Source organism: Levilactobacillus wangkuiensis (assembly GCF_016861605.1).
In the GTDB taxonomy this organism is placed as follows: domain Bacteria; phylum Bacillota; class Bacilli; order Lactobacillales; family Lactobacillaceae; genus Levilactobacillus; species Levilactobacillus wangkuiensis.
This window is the reverse complement of sequence record NZ_BOLM01000003.1, coordinates 45,415-65,956: the sequence shown is the minus strand read 5'-3', so window position 1 is coordinate 65,956 and position 20,542 is coordinate 45,415. Positions and strand designations below refer to the sequence as shown.

Genomic DNA, 20,542 nt, shown 5'->3' with positions numbered 1-20,542 from the left:
CTAGTCGTTCCCCCCTTCAAAGTAGTGGTGTTCTTTCAAGAAATTGTTGGCAACCGTCTGGGGTTCTTCCAGTTGGTCGTCGACTTGGTAGTTTAATTTTTGCATGGTCTGTAGCGAAACCTTGCCGACCAAACGATTCAGCACGCTGCGTAGTTCGGGATGCTGTTTCAAAATAGCATCGGTGGCGACGGGACTCGCATCGTAGGGTGGGAAGAAGTTCTTGTCGTCCTTCAGCAGTTTCAAATGATAGCTGGCGACCCGGCCGTCGGTGGAGTAGCCTAGAATGGCGTCCATCTTGTCGGCGGATAAGGCGTCGTAGAGCAACCCGGTCTGCATGGGCAGCACCGTGCCGAAGCTATAGCCGTACATCTTCTGAAAGGCCGGGTACCCGTCGCCTTGACGGTTTTGCCAAATTTGGTCGATCCCGACTTTCATAGTGGGAGCCAGTTTTTGCAGGTCACTGACGGTCTTCAGGTGGTGTTTCTTCGCGAAGGCTGGCTTGACCATCCAGGCGTAGGTGTCGGCGAAACCGTATGATTTGAAATAAGTCATCTGGTAACGTTGCTGAAATTCACGCGTGACGGTCGCTTTGACCTTGGCGGGGTCCCGCTCAAATTTTTCATTCAAAATGGTCGTCAGGTCGGTCCCGTTGAAGCGGATGGATGAGATGTCCGCCTGCTTGTTTTTCAGGGCGTTGAAGCTGACGTTCCCGGATCCCAGGTTATTGATGATCGTCGTGTTTAAGTTTGTATAGTGACCAATCATTCCTGCAATGACGTAGGCCATGATCTGTTGTTCCGTGGTATTCTGTGACGCGATTCGCACGGTGTTATTGCCCGAGCCAGACAGTCCCGGCAGCGCGCACCCGCCCAAAGGCAGGAGGACGACCGCAACGAGAAAGGCAGCGAGCCATTTGCGTAACTGTTTTCGCATAGCGGCCTCCTATCGTAATTGGCGTGGCGTGACGGCCGTTTCCACTTTACCCAATAAATAGTCGACGAGAAGCGCCAACAGGATAACGGGAATCGAGCCGCCAAGAATCAGGTCAGAGCGGTACAGGTTCAGTCCGTTGAAAATGAAATCCCCCAGACCACCGGCACCGATGTAGGACGCCAGGGTGGCCCACGCAATCACGTAGGTCGCGGACAGCCGGATACCGGCCATGATGACCGGTGCGGCTAAGGGAATCTCGGCCTGAATCATCATTTGCCACCAGGTCATGCCCATACCTTTGGCCGCGTCACGCACGGTCGGGGAGACCCCTTGCATGCCCAAATAAGTGTTGCGCAAAATGGGCAGCAGGGAGTAAATGAACAGGGCCACGATGGCGGGCGTCGAGCCAATGCCGAAGAGGGGAATCATCATGGCTAACAACGCCATGGCCGGAATCGTTTGCAGCACGCCGGCCAGGGTAATGACAAAGTTGGCGCCATGTTTCATCCGCGTCAACAGGATGCCCAGTGGCACGGCCACGATGACCCCAAGGGCCAGGGCGGCCGCCGAGATGTACAGGTGTTGGCCAGTCTTGGCGATCAGTTGGGTCCCATAAGTTGCTAGAAAATGCATCATTGTGGGATTTCGCCCCCTTCATCGTGGGTCGCAGCGGCGTGGATATCCGCGTTGATCGGTGAGGCCGGTTCTTCATTAGCTTCGGGCGCGCCACGCAGGGCATCGTAGACGATGTCGACCAGCGCCGTCCGGGTGACGATGCCGACCAGGTGCTTGTCCTTGTCGACCACGGGGACGTTTTTAACTCCTTGTTTCAGAATCCGGTCGACGGTATCGCCAATCAGCGAGTCGGCCTTCACAAAGAAGACTTGCCGGTTGGTGAAATCACCCACGGCCGTGTGGGGGTCGGTGATCCGGTTGATGTCTTCCAGGTCAACGTAACCCTGGAGTACGCCGGCGTCGTCGGTGACCAGCAGCGTATCAACTCGCCGGTCATGCATCAGTTCGATGGCATCGTCGACGGTCTTGTCGGGTGTGATGGAAACGGGGTTCTTTAACATGATTTGGCTAACGGATAAAATGTTTGGTTGGGCCCGGATCAGTCGTTCCTCACCGATCAGGTTGGTGACGAAGTCGTTGGCCGGGTGACGCAAGATATTTTCGGGCGTGTCGACCTGGACCTGCTTGCCTTGGCTCATGATGACGACCTTGGTGGCTAGATGTAGCGCCTCGTCCATGTCGTGGGTTACGAAGATGAAGGTCTTACCCAGGTCTTCTTGTAAATGCTTGACCAGATCCTGCAGCGATTCCCGCGTGATGGGGTCGAGGGCACCGAAGGGTTCATCCATTAAAATGATCTCTTGGTCGGCGGCTAGGGCCCGCACAACGCCGATCCGTTGCTGTTGCCCACCGGAAAGTTCGCCGGGGTAGCGTTTCAGCATGTCGTCGGGCAGTTGGGCCAGCTCAATCATCTTGTGGGCTTGTTCGGCCCGCTTTTCCTTGGACCAGCCGAGGAGTTTGGGCACCATTTCGATGTTTTCTTGAATGGTCATGTGGGGCATCAGGCCAATGTTTTGGATGACATAGCCGATGGACCGCCGGAGCTTGACCGGGTCCATTTTAGAAATATCTTTGTCGTTGATCTTGATGGTCCCGGACGTTTGTTTCAGCATGCGGTTAATCATCCGCATGGTCGTGGTCTTCCCCGAGCCGGACGTCCCGATGAACGCAATAAATTCACCGCGGCCGACTTGCAAATTGAAGTCGTCGACGGCAATCTTGCCATTGGGATATTCCTTACGTAGATGTTCCATTGAAAGTAGCATAGATTAACCTCCTGTATGATGGTGTTGCAAAAAAATTAACAAATGTGGCGTTAAGCCCGCTCCCGCCGGCGGATTCAAGGTGCCCTGCTATGGGGACCGACGCCAGCCTGAGAAGCGGTCTGGCGTCTCGCCTTGAAACCACGCTGTGAAGCGCGTGTTTCCAAGGTCGTCCCAGAATATAAGCTGAGAAAGGCGTTCAGCTTATATTCTCGACACAGCAGGGCACCTTGATCCGCCTCTGGTCGCTCACCCAACAGGTTGATTTTTATGGGGGTGAGTGAACGGTGATCACGCGACCGTGTTCGGTGGTCTGCGTGGTTGGACGGGTTAAGACAGAATGATGATAGGACTGCCAGGGCGTCTCAAAGATAGCAATTATCTAAGCAGCAAAAATCGCCGCTAAGATAATTCCCACGGCTGAGCCTATTTTTATTCTCCCTGTGGCTGGCACTAGTTTAAGGCGGCGACGAATGTGTCGGTGGTTAAACTCGTGTGGCCTGTAGGTAGTGATAAACTGTAACGAGTAAGCCCGGAGGCCTGGACGACACAGCTTAGTCCGCGTACAAAAATAACGATCGGTGTGCCGGGAGCACACGTCAAGACGGGCAGCCTGGAGACCGGTCGTATTCGGTTTTTCGTTTCGCAGTTAGGTCTATTGTACATGAAAGAGTTACATTTACCAAAAGATAACTATTCCTTCTGTTGATAATCTTCTAGTGTAAACGGATTCGGGACGTAACCGTATCGTTGTTGTGTCAGGCCTGCAGGGTATTTCGACACAATAACATATTTTTATGAGTTTTTAATAAGTAATTGCTTATTTATTCGCTCAGAATTTTTTTAAAATAGGGGTTGCCTTCGACCTACTGTAACCCTTTATAATCATTTACATTGGGTTAGGGACATCGCATGATTGGTTGCTTAAAAGAGACCAATAACGGGCGTCACTGTGGGATTTCAACCACACCCAATCACTTGAAGACGCACATATTCGCTGGTCAGCTAATACGCTAAGAAAATGACCAGCGCTTAAATCGATACATGAATGAAAGGAAGTTACGACCTTGAAACGACTCTTACTCGCTGGTGCCCTCGATGCTGCCAGTCAAAATTTTGTCCGTCAATTAAGCCAAAATAGTCAGTTAGACCTGACCGTTTACACCTCCAGTGCGGTGAGTTTGCCCGAATCTGTGACGGCGTTGACCGAAGAAGTGCTGGATGAAGGTGGCCTGAGCGCCGCCATGCTGGATCAGGACCTGGTCGTGGCCTTGGTGCCAACAATTCGCTTGGCCAAAACGGCTAGCACGTTGGCAACGGCGGTCCAGGCTGCTGGTAATCCACAACTGATCATCAGTCGCACGGATGACATCGAAGAGTTGCCGCTGGAAGAACGCCATGCCCGGCAAACCTTAGCCGCAGCTGGTGTTGCTTTCGATATGGTCGACGGCTTCGGCGGCATCAGCAGTTTACTCGGTGTCAGCACGACGTCGGCAACGGTTTTTGGGCCGGGTGAAGAGGTTCCCCTTGAACGTTTTGCGGGGTAAATAGCCATTGAAGGTCTTTATAGGCTGAACTTGCTGATGATTTTTACTAGCACTCTCTAAATTATTTTAAAGTGCAATGTGATTTACCATGTAAATTAAGATGCCAAAAAACGACAATCCACAAGCTGAGAATGGCTTGAAGACTGTCGTTTTTTTATGTCTAAAGATTAGGAAATTTTTCGTGAATACTTGGTAAGACACCGTCTTCGAAGCTTTCCATAATTAGTGAAATGAGCTCATCTTTACGTAACAATGGTTTTTCAGTATGCTGCCACCTAATTGTTGTTAAGATATTGCCAGCAATTAAGCGGGCATAAAAAGACATCACTTGAACCTGCTTTTCAGAAGCATCAGGTTCTTTGACGTTAAATGCGGTCAGTAGAACTGACTGAAAAACGGTGAGCATGTCATCAAATAAGGTGACTGGCAATGGACGGTGGAGCAAGATGAGCAGTGTTTCTTGATTTTGTTCAAAGTAATCAATAATGGGTACCAAGTAGGAAGGGTCGCCGGTCAAAATCGTTGGCTCACGGTCAACCACATGGATGTAATGCTCAAGCAGATCCGTTGAAATTTTGTTTAGTAAATCGTACTTATCAGCATAATTTCTGTAGAAGGTCGTCTTATTAATTTGGCAAGTTGTTGTCAGCAACTTTATAGTGATGTCATTAAAATCGAATTGACCGAGTAGCTGAACAAAGTGATATTCAATGTTACGTCTAGTTTTAACGATTCGAATGTCTGTGGACATGAATTCTCCTCCTTTAAGCAACCTTCTCTTTTTTTTCGTTGCTTAAGCAACTTTTTAGGTAGTTCTTGTGATTGTGGCAACAAGTGAATTATAGCACAATGAAAGCGTATTCAAATAAGTGATTGATAAGGAGATCTGACTGATGAAAAGTAGCCATTATCCAAAATTATTTACAAAAGGCAAAATTGGTAATGTTGTTATCAAAAATAGAATTGTGCGTAACTCAATGGGAACTTACTTAGGAAATCCTAATGGGACGGTCACGGATAGACAAATTAAAGCTTATGCCGAAGCAGCAGATGGTGGTGCGGGGTTAATTTTCATGGATAATGCGACACCAGTTCCGATGACATCCTGCGGTTTGCGAGCAGATAAAGATGAATTTATTGCTGGGCTATCATTGTTGGCAGATGCCTTGAAAGAACATGGTGCTGTGCCTGCCATGCAGCTAGCCCACCCAGGCCGTGATGCAGGTTTCGTAGGAAGTGCAGATGTCATTGGTGCTTCAGCAATCACTTACGAACCATGGTATCAGGCCGGAGCAAAATTACCACGGGCTTTGAGTGTTGGTGAAATTCATGATTTGGTACATAAGTTTGGTGATGCTGCGTTGCGATGTAAGCGGGCAGGATTTGAAGTCCTTGAGATTCATGGGGCAGCAGGCTGTATTCCAACGAATTTTTTGTCACCACACGATAATCAACGAACAGACATGTATGGTGGCTCACTTGAAAATCGGATGCGTTTTTTGCTAGAGATCATTAGAGATGTTAAACAAAAGTGTGGCCCTGACTTCCCGGTCGGCGTGAAATTATCAACGGACGATTGGGAGCCAGATGGCATCCGATTGCCAGAAACAATTAAGGTTTGCCAGGAGCTTGAACGTGAAGGGGTTTCCCATTTGAATTTGATGGGTGGTACCCACGCTACGGCCTCAATGGAAATGTTAAAACCTAACGCCTTCAATGCAGGAGATACACAGAAAATTAAGGAAGCCGTCCACATTCCCGTATTTGCGGGTCATAATGTTTTTACACCAGAGATTGCTGAGCAGCTTTTAGAAAAAAATGCCGGAGATTTTGTTGCTCTGGGTCGGGCATTCTTAGCAGATCCTGCATGGGCAAAAAAGGCTCAGAGAAATCAGGCACACGATATTAATCCTTGTATCAATTGCCTAATCGGCTGTATGGATCGTGGCTTGTTGGCAAATACGCCGATTCATTGTACGGTTAATCCAACGCTTTATAAATATGAATCAAATCCTTATGAACCAGCAAGTGTCAGCAAGAATATCGCAGTGATTGGTGCTGGACCTGCAGGATGTGAGGCCGCTTTGGTTGCGGCAAGTCGTGGTCATCAGGTCACACTCTATGAGCGGCGTTCATTTGGCGGAGCCATGGTTGAAGCCGCGGCGCCAGAGAGTAAAGCCAATATTCGTAGACTTACGACTTACTACGAAGAGCATGTGACACGGAGTAAAAATATTAAATTAGAAAAGAAAACAGCAACTTACGCAGATTTAGTGAATCAAGGCTATCAAGCTGTGATTGTTGCAGTAGGGGGTGCCGAACGTAAACTTGACGTGCCAGGAATTAATCAAGATAATGTAATTTCGGCAATGGATTATTTAGGTGGTCGTCAGGATGTATCTGGGGATGATGTTGTCGTTATTGGTGGCGGCGTGACGGGAGCCGAAACAGCTTTGGAATTGAAAGCTGCTGGTAAACAAGTCACAATTGTTGAAATGATGGATGAGTTTTTAGCAAGTCCTGCACAGTCTTCCCTAGTTTATAAAATTGCAATCAAACAAGCACAGGTCAAAGTATTGACGGGGCTGAGATTGCAAGAGGTAACGACCAAGGGGGTTAACTTAGTGGATCGGTTTGGCAATATAACGACTTTGTCAGCGACAGCAGTTGTGACGGCGGCTGGTTTCGTCCCACAAACTTCATTGGCAGATAAACTTGAAGAGCAAACGGATATGGATATTTATAATATTGGGGACTCCGAACGTGTTCGTCAGATTTACGATGCAGTTCATGAAGGATTTGTCGTAGCTCGACAACTGTAAGTGTAGTGGATAGAAAAATGGACACGACATTAAAAAATTGTCGTGTCCATTTAATTTGCTTTTAACTTAAGCTGTTTTGACGCGTGCTTTACGAATCTCTGGGACTAACCACCAGATTAACGCGAGGTTGACCAGCATCAACAGGGCCGTGGAGAAGAAGACCGCGTTGTAGTCGAAGACCCCGGCAATCCAGCCACCGAGGAGTGAGCCCATCATGTTGCCGATGGCTTGGAAGGATTGGTTCCAGCTGAAGACGGTGGAGGTCAATTCGACCGGCGAGTTTTTCGTCAGGAGGGTTTGGATTTCTGGGAACAGGGCTCCGTCAGAAATCCCGATCATGAACCGTAAAATTCCGAGCATCCAGACGCTGGTGACGAATCCTTGTGGGAGGTACATCAGAAAGGCAAACACATAGCCGAAGATCAAGACCTTACCAGAGCCGTGCTCATCCCCGTAACGCCCGAGGCGCGGGGAAGCAAAGATGTTTGAGATCCCTGGTAAAGCCGCGATGATTCCGGCGACCACTGTAATCGGGCCAACGTTGTGCATTAACTCTTTCACGTACAAACTAATGATTGGTGAAATTGAAATGTTCCCGAATTGAACAATCATGGTTGAGGATAACAGGACCAGAATCAATTTGGGATTGGGGAAGGCGGCCAGGGGATTGTGGCTCTTGGGCGCATCCGGTTGCTTGGTGACCGGTTTGAATTTTTCTTCGACCAGCACCCAACTCATGATGAACGTGAGGAACAACAGGGCGGCCGTGATGAAGAAGGTCAGCCGAATCGAGAAGACCTGCGCCAGGATCCCACCAATGACGGGTCCCAGCAACATGCCGCTGGTCACTCCGGTCATCAGAGTGCTGAGTGAAGCCCCGCTGTGTTTGCGGGGTGTCTGCGAGGCGACCAAGGCCTGCGCGTTGGAAATGAATCCGGCGAAGACCCCTTGTAAGGCTCGCAAGGCCACTAACTGCCAAACGCTGGTGGCAAATCCCATCAACGCCATGGCGCCGGCCGTTCCGAGTGAAGCCCGCATCAGCATCAATTTCCGACCCTTGCGATCGGCGACCATGCCCCAAAGTGGGGAAGCAATCGCACTCACGAAGAAGTCCGCAGCGTAGACCAAACCACTATACATGGTCACCTGTGATTTGGTGTAGTCGCCTAAACTACTGATATATAACGATAAAAATGGCATGATTTCACTAAAAGCCATGCCGGCAACGAACGTACAGAACCAGAGAACCCGCAAATTACGCCGCCATGGGCCGGATTCTCTTTCAGACTCGTCCAAAATAGTTCAACTCCCTATTGATTGAATTGATTGGTGAGATTACCCAAAGTAACGCAAACCAATCGTGAATTATCCGTAATGGTAACTCTACTAAGATACGCCCATAATGCCGGAACGTCAACGTTAGCGACTTGATTGTATGCGCTCGCAATTGGTTTGAAATAAGGGGTTGCGGCAATTGAAAACTTTCGATTGGGGTCATTGATGTGGTGAATGAAAACAGGTCCCCGTTCACGTGAAGGAAAAAAACGTGAGCTGGGACCTGTTTGGGTTTAAAAAATAGGATCAAGTTAGTAAATAGGTAGCGCGGCTACACGGGGTTAAACCGGTGTCTCCCGGTAAGGCGAATCAGAGGCTAGTTTAAGCGCCGTAGTTGCCGTCCGCGATGGTTTCGAGAAGGCGGCGGGACGGGATAAAGAACGCCGCCCCCGTAATCGGTGTACTAAAGTCTAGCAGCCGGTCACTCTGGCTAAACATGTTGTTCAGCATCCGTTGGGTCACGGTAAAGTGGCGGGCATAGCCGATGAAGTAGGTGCCGACGATGCCTTGACCGGGTAGCGCGTAGGGCACGTTCATCCGCACAATTTTGTGTTCGATACCGCCCTCGTTGTCTTGAGAGGCAATGTTGTGGGCATTGGGGAGCTTTTCGTCGTCCTCGAGTTCACGGTCGCTAAATTTGTGCCGACCAATGGATTTTTCCTGGCCCTCGGTCTTCAAGGCGTTCCAGGCATCCATGTTATGCTCGTATTTCTGAGCGAAGGCGTAGGACCCATTAATAAATTCGGGGTCTTCGTCGCCAATCAACGCGTACTGCGTGGCATCCGGGCCGGCTGGATTCTCGGTGCCATCGATAAAGCCGATGATGGCACGGCCTTCAAAGTAGCGGAAGCCCGGGGTCTCATCCACGACAGTCGTCCAGTCGCGCAGAAATTCGCGGGCTTGGTCCATGACTTCGTAGACGACCGCCGTATCCTTGGCGCGGACGTGCATGAACAAGTCGCCCGGGGTTGCGGGTGCCGTGTACTTGGGCCCTTTGACTTCCTGAAAGTCGACGAGTTCCTTGGGCACGTTGGCATTTGGGAAGAGGTCTTTCCAAGCGCTGGCACCAAAGCCAAAGGCCACGCGGAGATTGGCATCGGGATAACGAATGTCCATGCTCCGTTCGATAGCGGCCAGGCGGTCAGAAAATTCGGCGATGGCTTCGCGGTCAGCCTCGAGGTGATCACGGTCGATGACGTAGGTGGTAAACATAATATTGTCGCCGGCGTCACGGTAAACATCTTGGGCATCAGCTGGGTTGATTGGCATAATAAGCATCCTCCTTTAAGGTCGTGAAAACGATATCAAATTTAGTATAGCACGGGACTTGTTGGGACTCACTTATTAAGTTATCAAATGATAACCCTTGGGCAAAGAAAAAGCGCCCGGACGTTAGGCTAGCTAACATTCGGACGCTGGAATTACTTTTGTTCAAAGGTGTGAATACCTTGGGCCAAACGGTTTAAGCCGTCTTGTAGGCGTTCGGCGGGGCAAGCCACGTTGATTCGCACAAAGTCGTGACCATCGCCACCGTAAACGGCACCGGCGGTAATGAACAGTCCGGTCGTTTGGCGAATGACATCGCATAAGGCTTGGGTGTCATGGGTCACGTCGCGGCAGTCGATCCAAACCAGGTAAGTGGCATGGCCCTTGATGACGTGCAGGTCCGGCAAGTTCTTTTCAATGAAGGCCGTGAGGGTTTGCTTGTTCGCGGTAATCGTTGCGTTTAACTCATGGACCCATTCGGCGCCTTGCGTGTAGGCCGCAATGGTCCCGGGAATAGCGAAGGCATTGGGTTCGGCCAGTTCTTCACTGTTGATGCCACGGTCGACGCTGTCTCGCAAGAATTTGTTCGGGATGATCAGCGTTGCGGCATGCAGGGCAGCCACGTTAAAGGTCTTGCTGGGGGAAACAGCGGTGATGCTGTTGTTGGCAGCGGCATCGCTAACGGAGGCAAACGGGTAATAGCCGTGACCGGCATCCGTAATGTCACCGTGAATTTCGTCGGAGAAGACCGTGACGTGGTTGGCCAGGGCGAGGTCGGCTAAACGCCGTAATTCGTCTGGTTGCCAAACCTTACCCACGGGATTGTGGGGGTTGCAGAGAATCATCAGCGTGGTCAGTGGATCGGCCAGCTTAGCTTCAAGGTCAGCCCAATCCACTTCATAGTTGCCATCGTGAAAATGCAGGTCGTTGGCTAAAACGTGCCGGCCATTGTTGACGATGGAATTGTAGAAGATGTTGTAGACGGGTGCCTGAACCAACACGTTGTCGCCTAGATGACTCACGCGCCGAACGGCAGAGGAGATGGCGGGAACGACACCAGTCACGAAGCGCATCCAATCGGTGTTGGGGGCCCAGTTGTGTTCGGTAGCGTACCAGTGTTGAACGGCTTCAAAATAAGCGTCGGGGACTTCTTCGTAACCGAAGATGCCGGCATCCGCCTTGTTTTTAATGGCATCGACAATCGCCGGTGCCGTCCGGAAGTCCATGTCAGCCACCCACATGGGGAGCTCGTTGTCCTTAACGTCCCACTTGACGGAGTTGGTGTGCCGTCGGTCAATCATTTCTGAAAAATCATAACTCATTGATTCAAGGCCTCCTTGGTCGTGGTAATGGTCGTTTTCTGCGGGTCAATGGCGGGATCATCAAAGATGACTTGGCCAATGGCCGGTGCTGTAATTTTACCATTAACGGGGTTCTTCACGCTATCGATGGCCGTGTTGATAGTGGCATCGATGTCCGTGCAGTACTCAAAGGAGAGGTCGGTGTTGATCAAGGAACAGTTCTTCAGCGTCAGGTGGTCAACGTAACAGAGGCCTTGATCACTTTCGAGCCAACAGTTGACGAAGGTAATGTTCTTGGTGTTCCAGGCCAGGTATTCGCCGATGATAGTGGAATCGTACACGGTCACGTTGTCACAGTTCCAGAAGGCATCGTGTGTGATGAACGTGGAGTTGTGGACTTCAACATTTTTACTGCCGTCGAAGGCATAGTTCCCGGTGATCTTGAGGTTATGGGCAACGACATTCTCGCTGTTCATCCCAAAGTAATCACCGGTCGCCGTGACGTTGTCGAGCTGAACATCTTGGCACCACCAAAGGGTTTCCCCGGCATCGGCGAAGGTCACGTCATCTAGCTTGATGTTGCTGGCGTGGCGGAACGTCTTGGTGGCCCGAACGAGACTGTGACGCATGGTCAGGTCGTCTGTATACCAAATACCCGCATGGGCGTCTGGTTGCCAGGTGGTGTGATCGAGTTGCGCGTGGTGCGTGTACCACAGCGGGTATTTCCACTTAAAAATGGTGTGGTCGATGGCCACGTTTTGGCTGTGTTTTAATGGCGATTCGCCATCAACGAAGGTGCTATTGGTAATATGGAGGTCGTGGCCTTGAAAAAGGGCCCGTTCTCCCGTTAAGGTTTGTTGATTAATTTCTGTTGTCAATTGTTGTTTCGACTCCTTTTTGAACCGATGAGGGACTAGAATTCGGGGTCAGTCTGCGACCCTATGAAGATTATTCTAGTACCTTCGAGTGGCCTTAAGGCAAGTGATTTCAACAAAAAAGTTTAAATCCGCCGCCGATACCAGTAGAATCGGTCGATGACTAGGAGTCCGCTCAACCACATAGCGCCAAAAAGCAGCCAAAATTTTCCATTGGAAAGGACGGGCGCCACACTTTGTTGGGTCACGGCGAACCGCAAATACTGGTCGGGATGAGCGCTGAGTGCTTCCGGTAGGAGTCGGTACGTGGCTGGGGCCGTGGTCAGCGTGATATCTTTAGGACTACGATTGGTGACGGTCAGGCGGTAAAGACCCGCGGGCTGTAAGGGCAGCGCTTGGTTGAGCCGAAGGTGGCGGCCACGAGACTGCCAGACCGTCTTACCTAGGGCGTTCTTTAAAGTCAGCCGTCCAGTTAGTCGTTCGCCATTGTTGACCGTAATTTGGTCAAAGGGGAGGGACGCCGTGAAAGGCTGGGTCAGGGAACGATTTGATTTGAGCGTTAGCTGATGATTTTGGAAGTAACGCCCCTCGTTTTGACTGATAACGCTGACCGGGTCGCTGTTAGAGCGGACCATCAGATTGTTATTCTGCCAGGCGGCGAAGCCCAGCAACGTGGTGAAGGCCAGGGCCATGCCCAAGGGCAGCCAGCGGGATCGTTGCGAGTAACGCAAAATATTGAGTGGTTGACGATACCCGGCTGCCGTGCCCGCAATCAATAGGAAGAGAATCGGTAGGGCGTAACGTTCTTCCGTTTCCCAGAAGATGACGTGAAAACAGATGAGACCCATGAAGAAGAGGCCACCTAGCAGATAGGCCGAAGTCAGGTGGTAACGGCGAATCTGTTGAATGCCCCAGCCTAAATTAACCAAGATCAGCGCTAGATAGCTGACTTGACACCAGTTGGCGAGGAACCAGTCACTGGTGGCGCGGTGCTGGCGATACCAGTTAGGTGCGCGGTCGAAGGCGGGATTGATTTGAAAACTGTCGAAGGTCCCGCTGGACAAAAATAGCCGTGCCTTGCGGAAGAGGTGCTGGAGAACGCCTTGCCAGCCCAGGTCGTGGAGCCGTGTCTTGAGCGTTTGGCTAGCCAATTTTTGTTTGGCCGCCTTGGTTGGTTGTTGACGCATGGCGTCGACGTCTGCCCGTTTGTACTGACCGTAGGAATGGGGATTCCAACTCATCGCTACCCAACTTGTCGCTGGCAGGGATTGATTGGCGTCAACGGTATAGCCATTCGCCTTTTGCCATTTAGTGGTGAGGCCACCGCCGACGACTAGCGTGGCTAGGAGGACCAGGGTCAACAAGCAGCGCGTAAAGCTGGGGTGCGGGGATTGGTTGGGGCGTAACCAGATTGCTACGACGACCGCAATCACCAGCACAATAAAGTTGGCCTTTAATAGATAGGCCGCAACCAGTAAGCAGCTCAACAGAATGCTCCGCCAGGTAATTTGTTCCCAACTCTTTGCTCGTTGTAGATGGCGAAAGGCGGCAAAGGCTAGGAGCCCCAGTGGGAGGACGTAGGTATCGCTGTAGGTGTTTAGCGCGTAGGCGTAGAGCGGTACCGTGGTCATGATGAGAACCAAAAATAAATTGGCGCGTGCTGGATTGTGGCGCCGTAACTGCTGCCAGATGGCCAGGAGACCGACATCCAGCCAAGCAAATTGGACCATGTTTAGCCAAACACCGGAATAACTGCCGGTTAGAAGGTGGCCCACTCGCATGATGCCGCTGAGTAGGAGCGTAAAGGTCACGTTATTCGGGTATACGTAGAAGTAAGGTGACCAGTCCCAATGGCCGTTCAAGAGATTTAGGGCCTGCTGATGAACGAAGTATAGGTCGGCACGGGGAGCCGCCACCCAAGTGGTCGCGACCCATAGCTGAATCGCTAAGAAGGCCAGCCAGAGGCCCCCACTCAGCCACTTACCCGTTCGCGGCTTAATCCGATGTAGATAGCGAAAAAGCAGACCGACACCACCCAAGTACAGGGCGCTAGCCATCAGTAAAGCTAGTGGCTTGAGCCAGTCGTGGTCTACCCGAATCGTGACGGGCCAGAGGGCCAATAGAAAAGTTAATAAAAGTAGGCAGCTGATTAGACCACCTAGGGTTACGGTGAGATAATGACGGATTTTCATGAGCGTTCTCCTGATTTAGTTCTGAATTGACTTAAGTGTAACGTAACGGCCGCAGAATTGCTCGGTTCCCGGTAAGCCGCTGTGAAACTCGAGGTATACGTGTCCGTTTGAATGATGAAACGTGGGCGGTGCTTGACCTCCGTGAAGGTCCGCCCTACGTATTCACCAATGATGCTGATGGCCACCAGTTGAAAGCCACCTAGGAACCAAAGTGAAGCCATAATGGAGCTCCAACCCGTGACAACGGTTCCCCGGAAGTGCTGGATGAGAATCCAGAGAATCATGAGAAGGGCACCCCCACAGATTGTTAGTCCAGCGACTAGCAACGCGCGAATTGGCGCGACCGAGAAGGAAAGAATGCCATCTAAGGCGAAGCGTAGCATTTTTCGCAGCGGATACTTGGAGACTCCCGCTTGTCGGGGTTGCCGCTTGTAGTAGAGCTTAGTGGCTGGAAAACCTAACTGAGGAATGATGCCGCGAATGAACGGTCGGGTCTCGTGGCAGCGCATGAGGGCAGTTAGAACGGGATGCGTTAGTAGGCGAAAATCAGAGTGATTGGGAATCAGGTTGACGCCGAGTTTACCCATGACCCAGTAAAAACCGTTAGCTGTCGTTCGCTTGAACCAGGAATCCGTGGACCGATCATTACGAACGCCGTAAACCACGTCGTATCCGGCGCGCGCCTGGGTCACCATGGCGGGGATGAGCGTGGGATCATCCTGGAGGTCGGCATCAATGGTGATCACGTAGTCAGCGTGCCGGGCGGCGGTTTCCATTCCGGCCATGAGAGCGGCCTCTTGCCCATAGTTGCGACTGAGTTTCAGACCAGTAAAATGCGGATTTTGATTACGTAATTGTTCAATCAGACGCCAGGTCCGGTCCTGACTGCCGTCATCGACAAATAAGATGCGGCTGTCTGCGGTCACCAGACGGTCGTGAATCAACTGGGTCAAGATATCTGCGAGAATGGGTGCCGTGGTTGGTAAAACGGGTTCTTCGTTATAACACGGGACCACTATAGCCAGTCGTGGCAGTTGCTTCAATGTCATTTTAAATCGTCTCCCCCGAAAAAACTAAGCATGTAATCCCCTACGTGTCCCAATGATAAGCTAAGCACAGTGTTTTGGGGTGTCAGGGACTTAGAATTGGGCGATTTTTAAGGGTGATTAACTTTGCGTGTTGCATTTGATTAGTGGTTGATAAGTAAATCCGCTATAATTGTTATTGTACATAAAATCACAAAATGGAGGTTTTCCAAGATGGGTAAATTAGATGGCAAGGTTGCAATCATTACGGGTGCCGCTCAGGGAATGGGAGCCGCACACGCGAAGCTATTTGTTCGTGAAGGGGCCAAGGTCGTTATCACCGACATTAAAGAAGCTGAAGGTGAAGCGCTGGCTAAGTCACTCGGCGAGAATACACTCTTCATCAAGCACAACGTGGCGAGCGCTGCCGACTGGGATAACGTGGTTGCCCAGACCAAAGCTAAGTTTGGCCGCATTGATATCTTAGTAAATAATGCCGGTATTACTTTTGCCAAGCGCCTGCAAGATATCAGCGAAGATGACTACCTGAAGATTTTTCAGATCAACCAATTGGGAACCTTCCTGGGCCTGAAGGCTGTTGCCAAGGAAATGGTCGCACAACATTCCGGCTCGATTGTGAATATTTCATCACTGAATGGGTTAGTCGGTGGCGCCGTGGGTTACACGGACACGAAGTTTGCCGTTCGGGGGATGACCAAGGCGGCCGCCCTGGAGCTGGCCCCATCTGGTGTGCGAGTCAACTCCGTCCATCCAGGGGTGATTGAAACGCCGATGATCTCTCAACCCGGAACGGAAGAGGCCGTTAAGCAATTTGCCAAGGCCATTCCGTTACGTCGAATCGCCAAGCCAGAAGAAGTCTCTAAGTTAGTGCTGTTTGTGGCTTCAGACGATGCTAGTTATGCAACGGGGTCCGAGTTCGTCGTTGATGGCGGGATGTCTGCCCAATAATTACTGGTGGCTTCATTCGCCTTACCGGCTGACATGGTGGTGACCGGAAATTATTGCGGAGCTCCTTGGTATTTCTGTTGTTTTTGAGTTGCTGACTGCCTTAACCCGTTAGTGTGAAGTCGATGCATTTAATTAAAATTCAAATATTCTGGTCACAAAAGGCCGTCGCGTAACCTTTAATTGGGTCGCGACGGCCTTTTCTTGTGGCGTCAATTTAGTGGCGGAAGTGGCGGTTACCCGTAAAGACTAGGGCGATACCGAGTTTATCTGCCATGGCAATGGAGTCTTGGTCACGGATACTGCCACCGGGTTCGGCGATGACCGTGATGCCGTGTTGTGCGGCGTATTCGACGCAGTCTTCCATGGGGAAGAAGGCATCGGAGACCAAGACGGCTTGGTCGTAGTTCGGCTTCACTTCGGCTTTACCGACCGCAATCTTTACCGCATCGATTCGGTTCATTTGGCCGGGACCGACGCCTAAGGTTTGGTCAGCTGTGTTGATCAGGATGGCGTTACTCTTGACGAACTTGATGGCCTTGAGACCAAAGGTAATGGCAGCCAATTGATTGGCGGTTGGCTGTGCATGGCTGACGACTTGGAATTTGGCTGGGTCATCGTAGACGTTGTCACGTTCTTGACGGAGGAGTCCCCCACGGACACTGACCAGTTCATCTTCTTCTGAATCCTTGGCCGTACTGAAATCAACCGTTAACAAGCGTAGATTTTTCTTCTTAGCCAGCACGTCGTAGGCATCGTCGTCAAAGGCTGGTGCGATGATGATTTCTAGGAAGAGTTTGTGCATCTTGGTTGCCGTCGCCAGGTCGACGGGCCGGTTTAAGACAATGATGCCCCCAAAAATAGACATTGAATCGGCTTCGTAGCACTTATCCCAGGCCGTTGAAAGGTCGACAGCTGAGCCAATACCACAGGGATTCATATGCTTTAAGGCCACAACGGTGGGGTCGTCAAATTCACGAATCAGGCCCAACGCAGCATCGGCGTCCTTGATGTTGTTGAAGGACAGTGGTTTCCCGTGTAATTGAACGGCGGCCGCAATGGAGAAGGGAACCGGTTCGCAGTTTTGGTAGAAAGTGGCGGTCTGTTGTGGATTTTCCCCGTAACGGAGGGCCTGCTTACGTTCGTAAGTCAGAGTTAAGGTATCAGGCTTGGCCTCATCCGTTAAGTAGTTGGCGATCAAGGCGTCGTAGTGCGCGGTGTGATGGAACACCTTGGCTGCCAAGTGCTTACGCAAGCGAAGGTCAACGTGTTCTTCGGCTAGGGCATGACCGACTTGATCGTAGTCGGCGGGGTCACAAACGACTAATACATCTGCGTAGTTCTTTGCGGCAGCCCGAATCAAAGAAGGCCCACCAATATCAATTTGTTCAACGGCTGCAGCCAAGGCCACGCCTGGTTGTGCAATGGTTGCGGCAAAGGGGTAGAGGTTCACACAGACCAAGTCGATGGGCGTGATGTCATGATCAAGCAATGTTTGTTGGTGTTCGGGGTTATCTCGTTTGGCCAAAATGCCGCCGAATACCAAGGGATTCAGGGTCTTAACGCGGCCGTCCAACATTTCTGGAAAATGGGTGACGTCTTCAATAGGTAGAACGGGAATGCCAGCCTGGGCGAGGACGGACTGGGTGCCACCAGTTGAGACAATTTCAAAGTCATGAGCAATCAGCGTTTGCGCAAATTCAACTAATCCAGTTTTATCAGAAACACTTAACAAAGCACGGCGCATAAGGGGCCTCCTAATAGTTTTTTTGAAGTAACCCCATCATACGTGATTTCATCTGAACAATCAACAAGAATAAATTATAAATATTCGTATATTAGTCTATATTAAATTTAGAAAGGACAGTTAACAAATATAATTTCATTAATATCAGAACAATGTTTGCTTTAACTAGCAAAACTATTTTTATCTCGTAGTCCGCCCACCTGGTCGTTGCGCGAGACTACACAAAATAGGGGGATTCCGCATTTATTCGAGTCAAAGAGCGAACCATTATCCGCCCGGATTATCACGACTATCGTTGATTTAGCGGTCTTCCTGTAATAAATATAATCGTAAAATCTGGTAACTGAACTGCAATCACCCTGTTATGGAATGCACATTTTAATCGGTTATGGTGGAAAAGGACTGTGAAACGAGGAGGTGGCGCAACGCCAGAAGGGTCTCACATTGTGTGAACAGAAAATCAATTTTTAGATAGGGAAGTGTCAACAATATGTCGAGCAAACATTCATGGACCAAGCGACTGACGCAAGCCATTGTTGCGGCGAGTGCCTTGGCCGGTATCGCGGTGGCAGGCGGTCAGACCGTTGCCCAGGCGAGCACCTTAGCCATTCCAGATATTTCTGAATGGCAAGGAAAATTAACATCGAGTCAAGTTGCCAATTTGAAGAGTCAGGTCTCCTTTGTCATCAATCGGCGACAGTATGGGTCCTCGTACACAGACCTCTATGCCACTAACAACACCGCGCTTTACGTGAAGTACGGGATCCCCTTTGGTGAGTACGACTACGCCCGGTTCACTAGCGCGGCGAGTGCCAAGCAGGAAGCCAAGGATTTTTATAACCGGTCGAATAAAAACGCAAAATTTTATGTTTTAGACTTTGAAGAAAATGACGTGACGTCCGGGACCACGAACGCCGCCGTTAAAGCCTGGTACGAGGAAATGAGTGCGCTGACCAATAAAAAACTCGTTTTCTATTCTTACCAGTCATTTGCTACAAGTTATGCCAACACCGCTCGCCAAAATTTTGATGCCCAATGGATTGCGAACTACTCCACGACGCCAACGATTTCCTACGCGTTGTGGCAGTACACGGATCACAATTATTTATCCGCACTGGGCGAATACACCGACAACAGTAAAGCCGTGACGACCGTGCACCCGATTTCGTGGTGGACTAATGGGATTGCGACGTCGCTGGCCAACACCGCCACGACCACGAATTATGCTTACAGTAGCTATAAGAAGGGTCAACACATCTACTTACATAATGGTGCGACCAAGTATGCTGACGGCACGGCCATTGCGGCCTCGGACCGGCAAAAATTCTATGCGATTTCTAAGGTGAAGAGCGTGACAACTGACAAATCTAAGCAGGAACTCTACATTGATTCGCTGGGCAAATGGGTCTTGTCGCAGGATGCCACGGGCTACTGGGTCGGGCAACACGGCTCATTTAAGCTGAATCACAAACTGAATATTTATTCTGATTCAAGTTTAAAAACCAAAACTGGCGGGTATTACGTGGCCGGTGATACGGTGGCCGGACAGGTCGTCAAGGCACCAAGTGGCAAGTCGTATCGCATCAAGACGAAGCTGGGATACTTGTCTGCCAACACAGCATATTCGGATCATGCTTACTATGAATCGCTGGGATCGAGCACAAGCGTAAAGACGAAGAAGAAAGTTTACGAGTACACCAAGTCTTCCTTTAAGAAGGCCAACCGGTCGACTGCCGTTAAGAAGGGGACCACGCTGAAAGTCACTGGTATCAAGAAGCGCTCGACGGGGTCACGGTATCTGGTCCTGAGTAATGGGAAATATGTGACGGCCCAAACGGCTTACGTTACCAAAAATTAAGTGAAAGAAGTTGAATAGATATGCAACGAAAGACGAAAATAATCACGACCGTCACGGCCACCCTCGCGCTACTAGCGTTGGGGTCAGGCACGGCCTTACAGATTCACGCCGCTAATGATGTCAGTTCCGTGAGCCAAACGACAGCGCCAACCACGGCAACGGCGGCTGGCACCAAGCTGACGGCCAATAGTGCCAGCGGAACGAAACAAAATTATCAGGTCGATTATTCTGCCAGCGACAGCCAGTCCGCGACCTATAAGAAAACGACGTACGGGAGCACCAACACGGCTGCCAAACAGGTCGACTACGTGGGCGGCAACACGTCGGGGACAACTGTTAAATTGAACAAACAGACAACGGCCGTCGTGCAGGGGACTATGGGCCATACCTACGTTCACTGGAACAAAGGCGATTGGTCGGTGACAGCTGTCACCAGCAATGCCGATGAGAGTGGGACGCCAACGCAATTTGCCAAGCAGGTCAACCAGCAGATCACCAAGTCCAGTCTGCCAACCAGCGCAGACACGGGCGCCGTGACCGTTTACAGTCAGACCGATGATGACGAGGCCAATGAGGTGACCTGGCAGGACGGCAAGCAGGTGTACGCCGTCACTGGCACCACCGCCGACGCCACCGTCAAAGTCGCCCAAAACGCGGACAACTAGGGTTGCTGGTTGTCCGCGCCTTACCGGCTGACACAAACGTCATCAGTAACTGTGTGTTGCCTGTTGGGCGACTGGACTGTGGCTAATGGTTAATTAGTTTTGTCTGTTTATATAGTATTGAAGAGGTGTTTGTCACTAGTATGGATTAGTGACAAACACCTTTTGATATGGG

The 20,542-nt window shown here is 50.7% G+C and carries 16 protein-coding genes; 5 read left to right on the top strand and 11 right to left on the bottom strand.

Annotated features, from left to right (window positions below; translation table 11 throughout):
• The 3 genes from JUF13_RS02680 to JUF13_RS02670 are packed head-to-tail and all read right to left on the bottom strand — an operon-like array spanning window position 1 to window position 2,774.
• A complete protein-coding gene (locus tag JUF13_RS02680) occupies window positions 1-933 on the bottom strand; it encodes an osmoprotectant ABC transporter substrate-binding protein (protein ID WP_203637589.1) in 933 nt (310 codons plus the stop codon).
• Between the two features lie 9 nt (window positions 934-942).
• Window positions 943-1,569, bottom strand: a complete 627-nt coding sequence (locus tag JUF13_RS02675; protein ID WP_203637588.1) for an ABC transporter permease — start codon at window positions 1,567-1,569, stop codon at window positions 943-945.
• Complete coding sequence (locus JUF13_RS02670; protein ID WP_203637587.1) at window positions 1,566-2,774, bottom strand: betaine/proline/choline family ABC transporter ATP-binding protein; 1,209 nt, start codon at window positions 2,772-2,774, stop codon at window positions 1,566-1,568. Before JUF13_RS02670 ends, JUF13_RS02675 begins: the two co-directional genes overlap by 4 nt.
• 1,064 nt (window positions 2,775-3,838) lie before the next feature.
• Between JUF13_RS02670 and JUF13_RS02665 the strand changes: the two genes are divergently transcribed.
• Window positions 3,839-4,318 (top strand): hypothetical protein, encoded by a 480-nt coding sequence (locus JUF13_RS02665; RefSeq protein WP_203637586.1) that lies wholly within the window; start codon window positions 3,839-3,841, stop codon window positions 4,316-4,318.
• 160 nt (window positions 4,319-4,478) lie between these two features.
• On the opposite strand, the gene JUF13_RS02660 is transcribed toward JUF13_RS02665, so the two are convergent.
• Entirely contained in the window at window positions 4,479-5,069 is a 591-nt protein-coding gene (locus JUF13_RS02660) for a TetR/AcrR family transcriptional regulator (protein ID WP_203637585.1), read from the bottom strand.
• Between the two features lie 142 nt (window positions 5,070-5,211).
• On the opposite strand from JUF13_RS02660, the gene JUF13_RS02655 reads away from it, so the two are divergent.
• A complete protein-coding gene (locus JUF13_RS02655; RefSeq protein WP_203637584.1) occupies window positions 5,212-7,140 on the top strand; it encodes an FAD-dependent oxidoreductase in 1,929 nt (642 codons plus the stop codon).
• A 66-nt stretch (window positions 7,141-7,206) separates the two neighbouring features.
• Here the strand turns inward: JUF13_RS02655 and JUF13_RS02650 are convergent, their stop codons facing one another.
• From JUF13_RS02650 to JUF13_RS02625, 6 genes are all read right to left on the bottom strand, one after another.
• Complete coding sequence (locus JUF13_RS02650; RefSeq protein WP_203637583.1) at window positions 7,207-8,436, bottom strand: MFS transporter; 1,230 nt, start codon at window positions 8,434-8,436, stop codon at window positions 7,207-7,209.
• Window positions 8,437-8,796: 360 nt separating this feature from the next.
• Window positions 8,797-9,744 (bottom strand): Dyp-type peroxidase, encoded by a 948-nt coding sequence (locus JUF13_RS02645; RefSeq protein ID WP_203637582.1) that lies wholly within the window; start codon window positions 9,742-9,744, stop codon window positions 8,797-8,799.
• A gap of 152 nt (window positions 9,745-9,896) precedes the next feature.
• Window positions 9,897-11,063 (bottom strand): MalY/PatB family protein, encoded by a 1,167-nt coding sequence (locus JUF13_RS02640; protein ID WP_203637581.1) that lies wholly within the window; start codon window positions 11,061-11,063, stop codon window positions 9,897-9,899.
• Window positions 11,060-11,920: a DUF3737 family protein gene (locus JUF13_RS02635; RefSeq protein ID WP_203637580.1), complete on the bottom strand. Its 861-nt coding sequence runs from the start codon at window positions 11,918-11,920 to the stop codon at window positions 11,060-11,062. The genes JUF13_RS02640 and JUF13_RS02635 overlap by 4 nt, the downstream gene beginning before the upstream one ends.
• Window positions 11,921-12,042: 122 nt before the next feature.
• Window positions 12,043-14,109 (bottom strand): glycosyltransferase-like membrane protein, encoded by a 2,067-nt coding sequence (locus tag JUF13_RS02630; RefSeq protein ID WP_203637579.1) that lies wholly within the window; start codon window positions 14,107-14,109, stop codon window positions 12,043-12,045.
• Window positions 14,106-15,158 (bottom strand): glycosyltransferase family 2 protein, encoded by a 1,053-nt coding sequence (locus JUF13_RS02625; protein ID WP_203637578.1) that lies wholly within the window; start codon window positions 15,156-15,158, stop codon window positions 14,106-14,108. The genes JUF13_RS02630 and JUF13_RS02625 overlap by 4 nt, the downstream gene beginning before the upstream one ends.
• Before the next feature lie 210 nt (window positions 15,159-15,368).
• Here JUF13_RS02625 and JUF13_RS02620 point away from each other — a divergent pair, with 210 nt between their 5' ends.
• Window positions 15,369-16,103, top strand: coding sequence for an SDR family NAD(P)-dependent oxidoreductase (locus JUF13_RS02620; RefSeq protein WP_125764493.1), 735 nt, complete (start codon window positions 15,369-15,371; stop codon window positions 16,101-16,103).
• Between the two features lie 214 nt (window positions 16,104-16,317).
• Here JUF13_RS02620 and purH read toward each other — a convergent pair whose 3' ends face one another.
• The gene (purH, locus tag JUF13_RS02615) at window positions 16,318-17,847 is read right to left on the bottom strand and encodes a bifunctional phosphoribosylaminoimidazolecarboxamide formyltransferase/IMP cyclohydrolase (RefSeq protein ID WP_203637577.1); all 1,530 of its coding nucleotides are present in this window, start codon (window positions 17,845-17,847) and stop codon (window positions 16,318-16,320) included.
• 490 nt (window positions 17,848-18,337) lie between these two features.
• Here purH and JUF13_RS02610 point away from each other — a divergent pair, with 490 nt between their 5' ends.
• Both JUF13_RS02610 and JUF13_RS02605 read left to right on the top strand, forming a co-directional pair.
• Window positions 18,338-19,705 carry a GH25 family lysozyme gene (locus tag JUF13_RS02610; RefSeq protein WP_203637576.1) on the top strand — a complete coding sequence of 456 codons (1,368 nt, stop codon included), beginning with the start codon at window positions 18,338-18,340 and terminating at the stop codon, window positions 19,703-19,705.
• 20 nt (window positions 19,706-19,725) lie between these two features.
• A complete protein-coding gene (locus JUF13_RS02605; protein WP_203637575.1) occupies window positions 19,726-20,370 on the top strand; it encodes a hypothetical protein in 645 nt (214 codons plus the stop codon).
• Window positions 20,371-20,542 lie beyond the last annotated feature (172 nt).

Coding starts and splice junctions, on each gene's coding strand:
- JUF13_RS02655 (WP_203637584.1), top strand. CDS start 5,212: ATGAAAAGTAGCCATTATCCAAAATTATTTACAAAAGGCAAAATTGGT.
- JUF13_RS02640 (WP_203637581.1), bottom strand. CDS start 11,063: ATGAGTTATGATTTTTCAGAAATGATTGACCGACGGCACACCAACTCC.
- JUF13_RS02675 (WP_203637588.1), bottom strand. CDS start 1,569: ATGATGCATTTTCTAGCAACTTATGGGACCCAACTGATCGCCAAGACT.
- JUF13_RS02630 (WP_203637579.1), bottom strand. CDS start 14,109: ATGAAAATCCGTCATTATCTCACCGTAACCCTAGGTGGTCTAATCAGC.
- JUF13_RS02645 (WP_203637582.1), bottom strand. CDS start 9,744: ATGCCAATCAACCCAGCTGATGCCCAAGATGTTTACCGTGACGCCGGC.
- JUF13_RS02680 (WP_203637589.1), bottom strand. CDS start 933: ATGCGAAAACAGTTACGCAAATGGCTCGCTGCCTTTCTCGTTGCGGTC.
- JUF13_RS02670 (WP_203637587.1), bottom strand. CDS start 2,774: ATGCTACTTTCAATGGAACATCTACGTAAGGAATATCCCAATGGCAAG.
- JUF13_RS02625 (WP_203637578.1), bottom strand. CDS start 15,158: ATGACATTGAAGCAACTGCCACGACTGGCTATAGTGGTCCCGTGTTAT.
- JUF13_RS02620 (WP_125764493.1), top strand. CDS start 15,369: ATGGGTAAATTAGATGGCAAGGTTGCAATCATTACGGGTGCCGCTCAG.
- purH (WP_203637577.1), bottom strand. CDS start 17,847: ATGCGCCGTGCTTTGTTAAGTGTTTCTGATAAAACTGGATTAGTTGAA.
- JUF13_RS02660 (WP_203637585.1), bottom strand. CDS start 5,069: ATGTCCACAGACATTCGAATCGTTAAAACTAGACGTAACATTGAATAT.
- JUF13_RS02605 (WP_203637575.1), top strand. CDS start 19,726: ATGCAACGAAAGACGAAAATAATCACGACCGTCACGGCCACCCTCGCG.
- JUF13_RS02610 (WP_203637576.1), top strand. CDS start 18,338: ATGTCGAGCAAACATTCATGGACCAAGCGACTGACGCAAGCCATTGTT.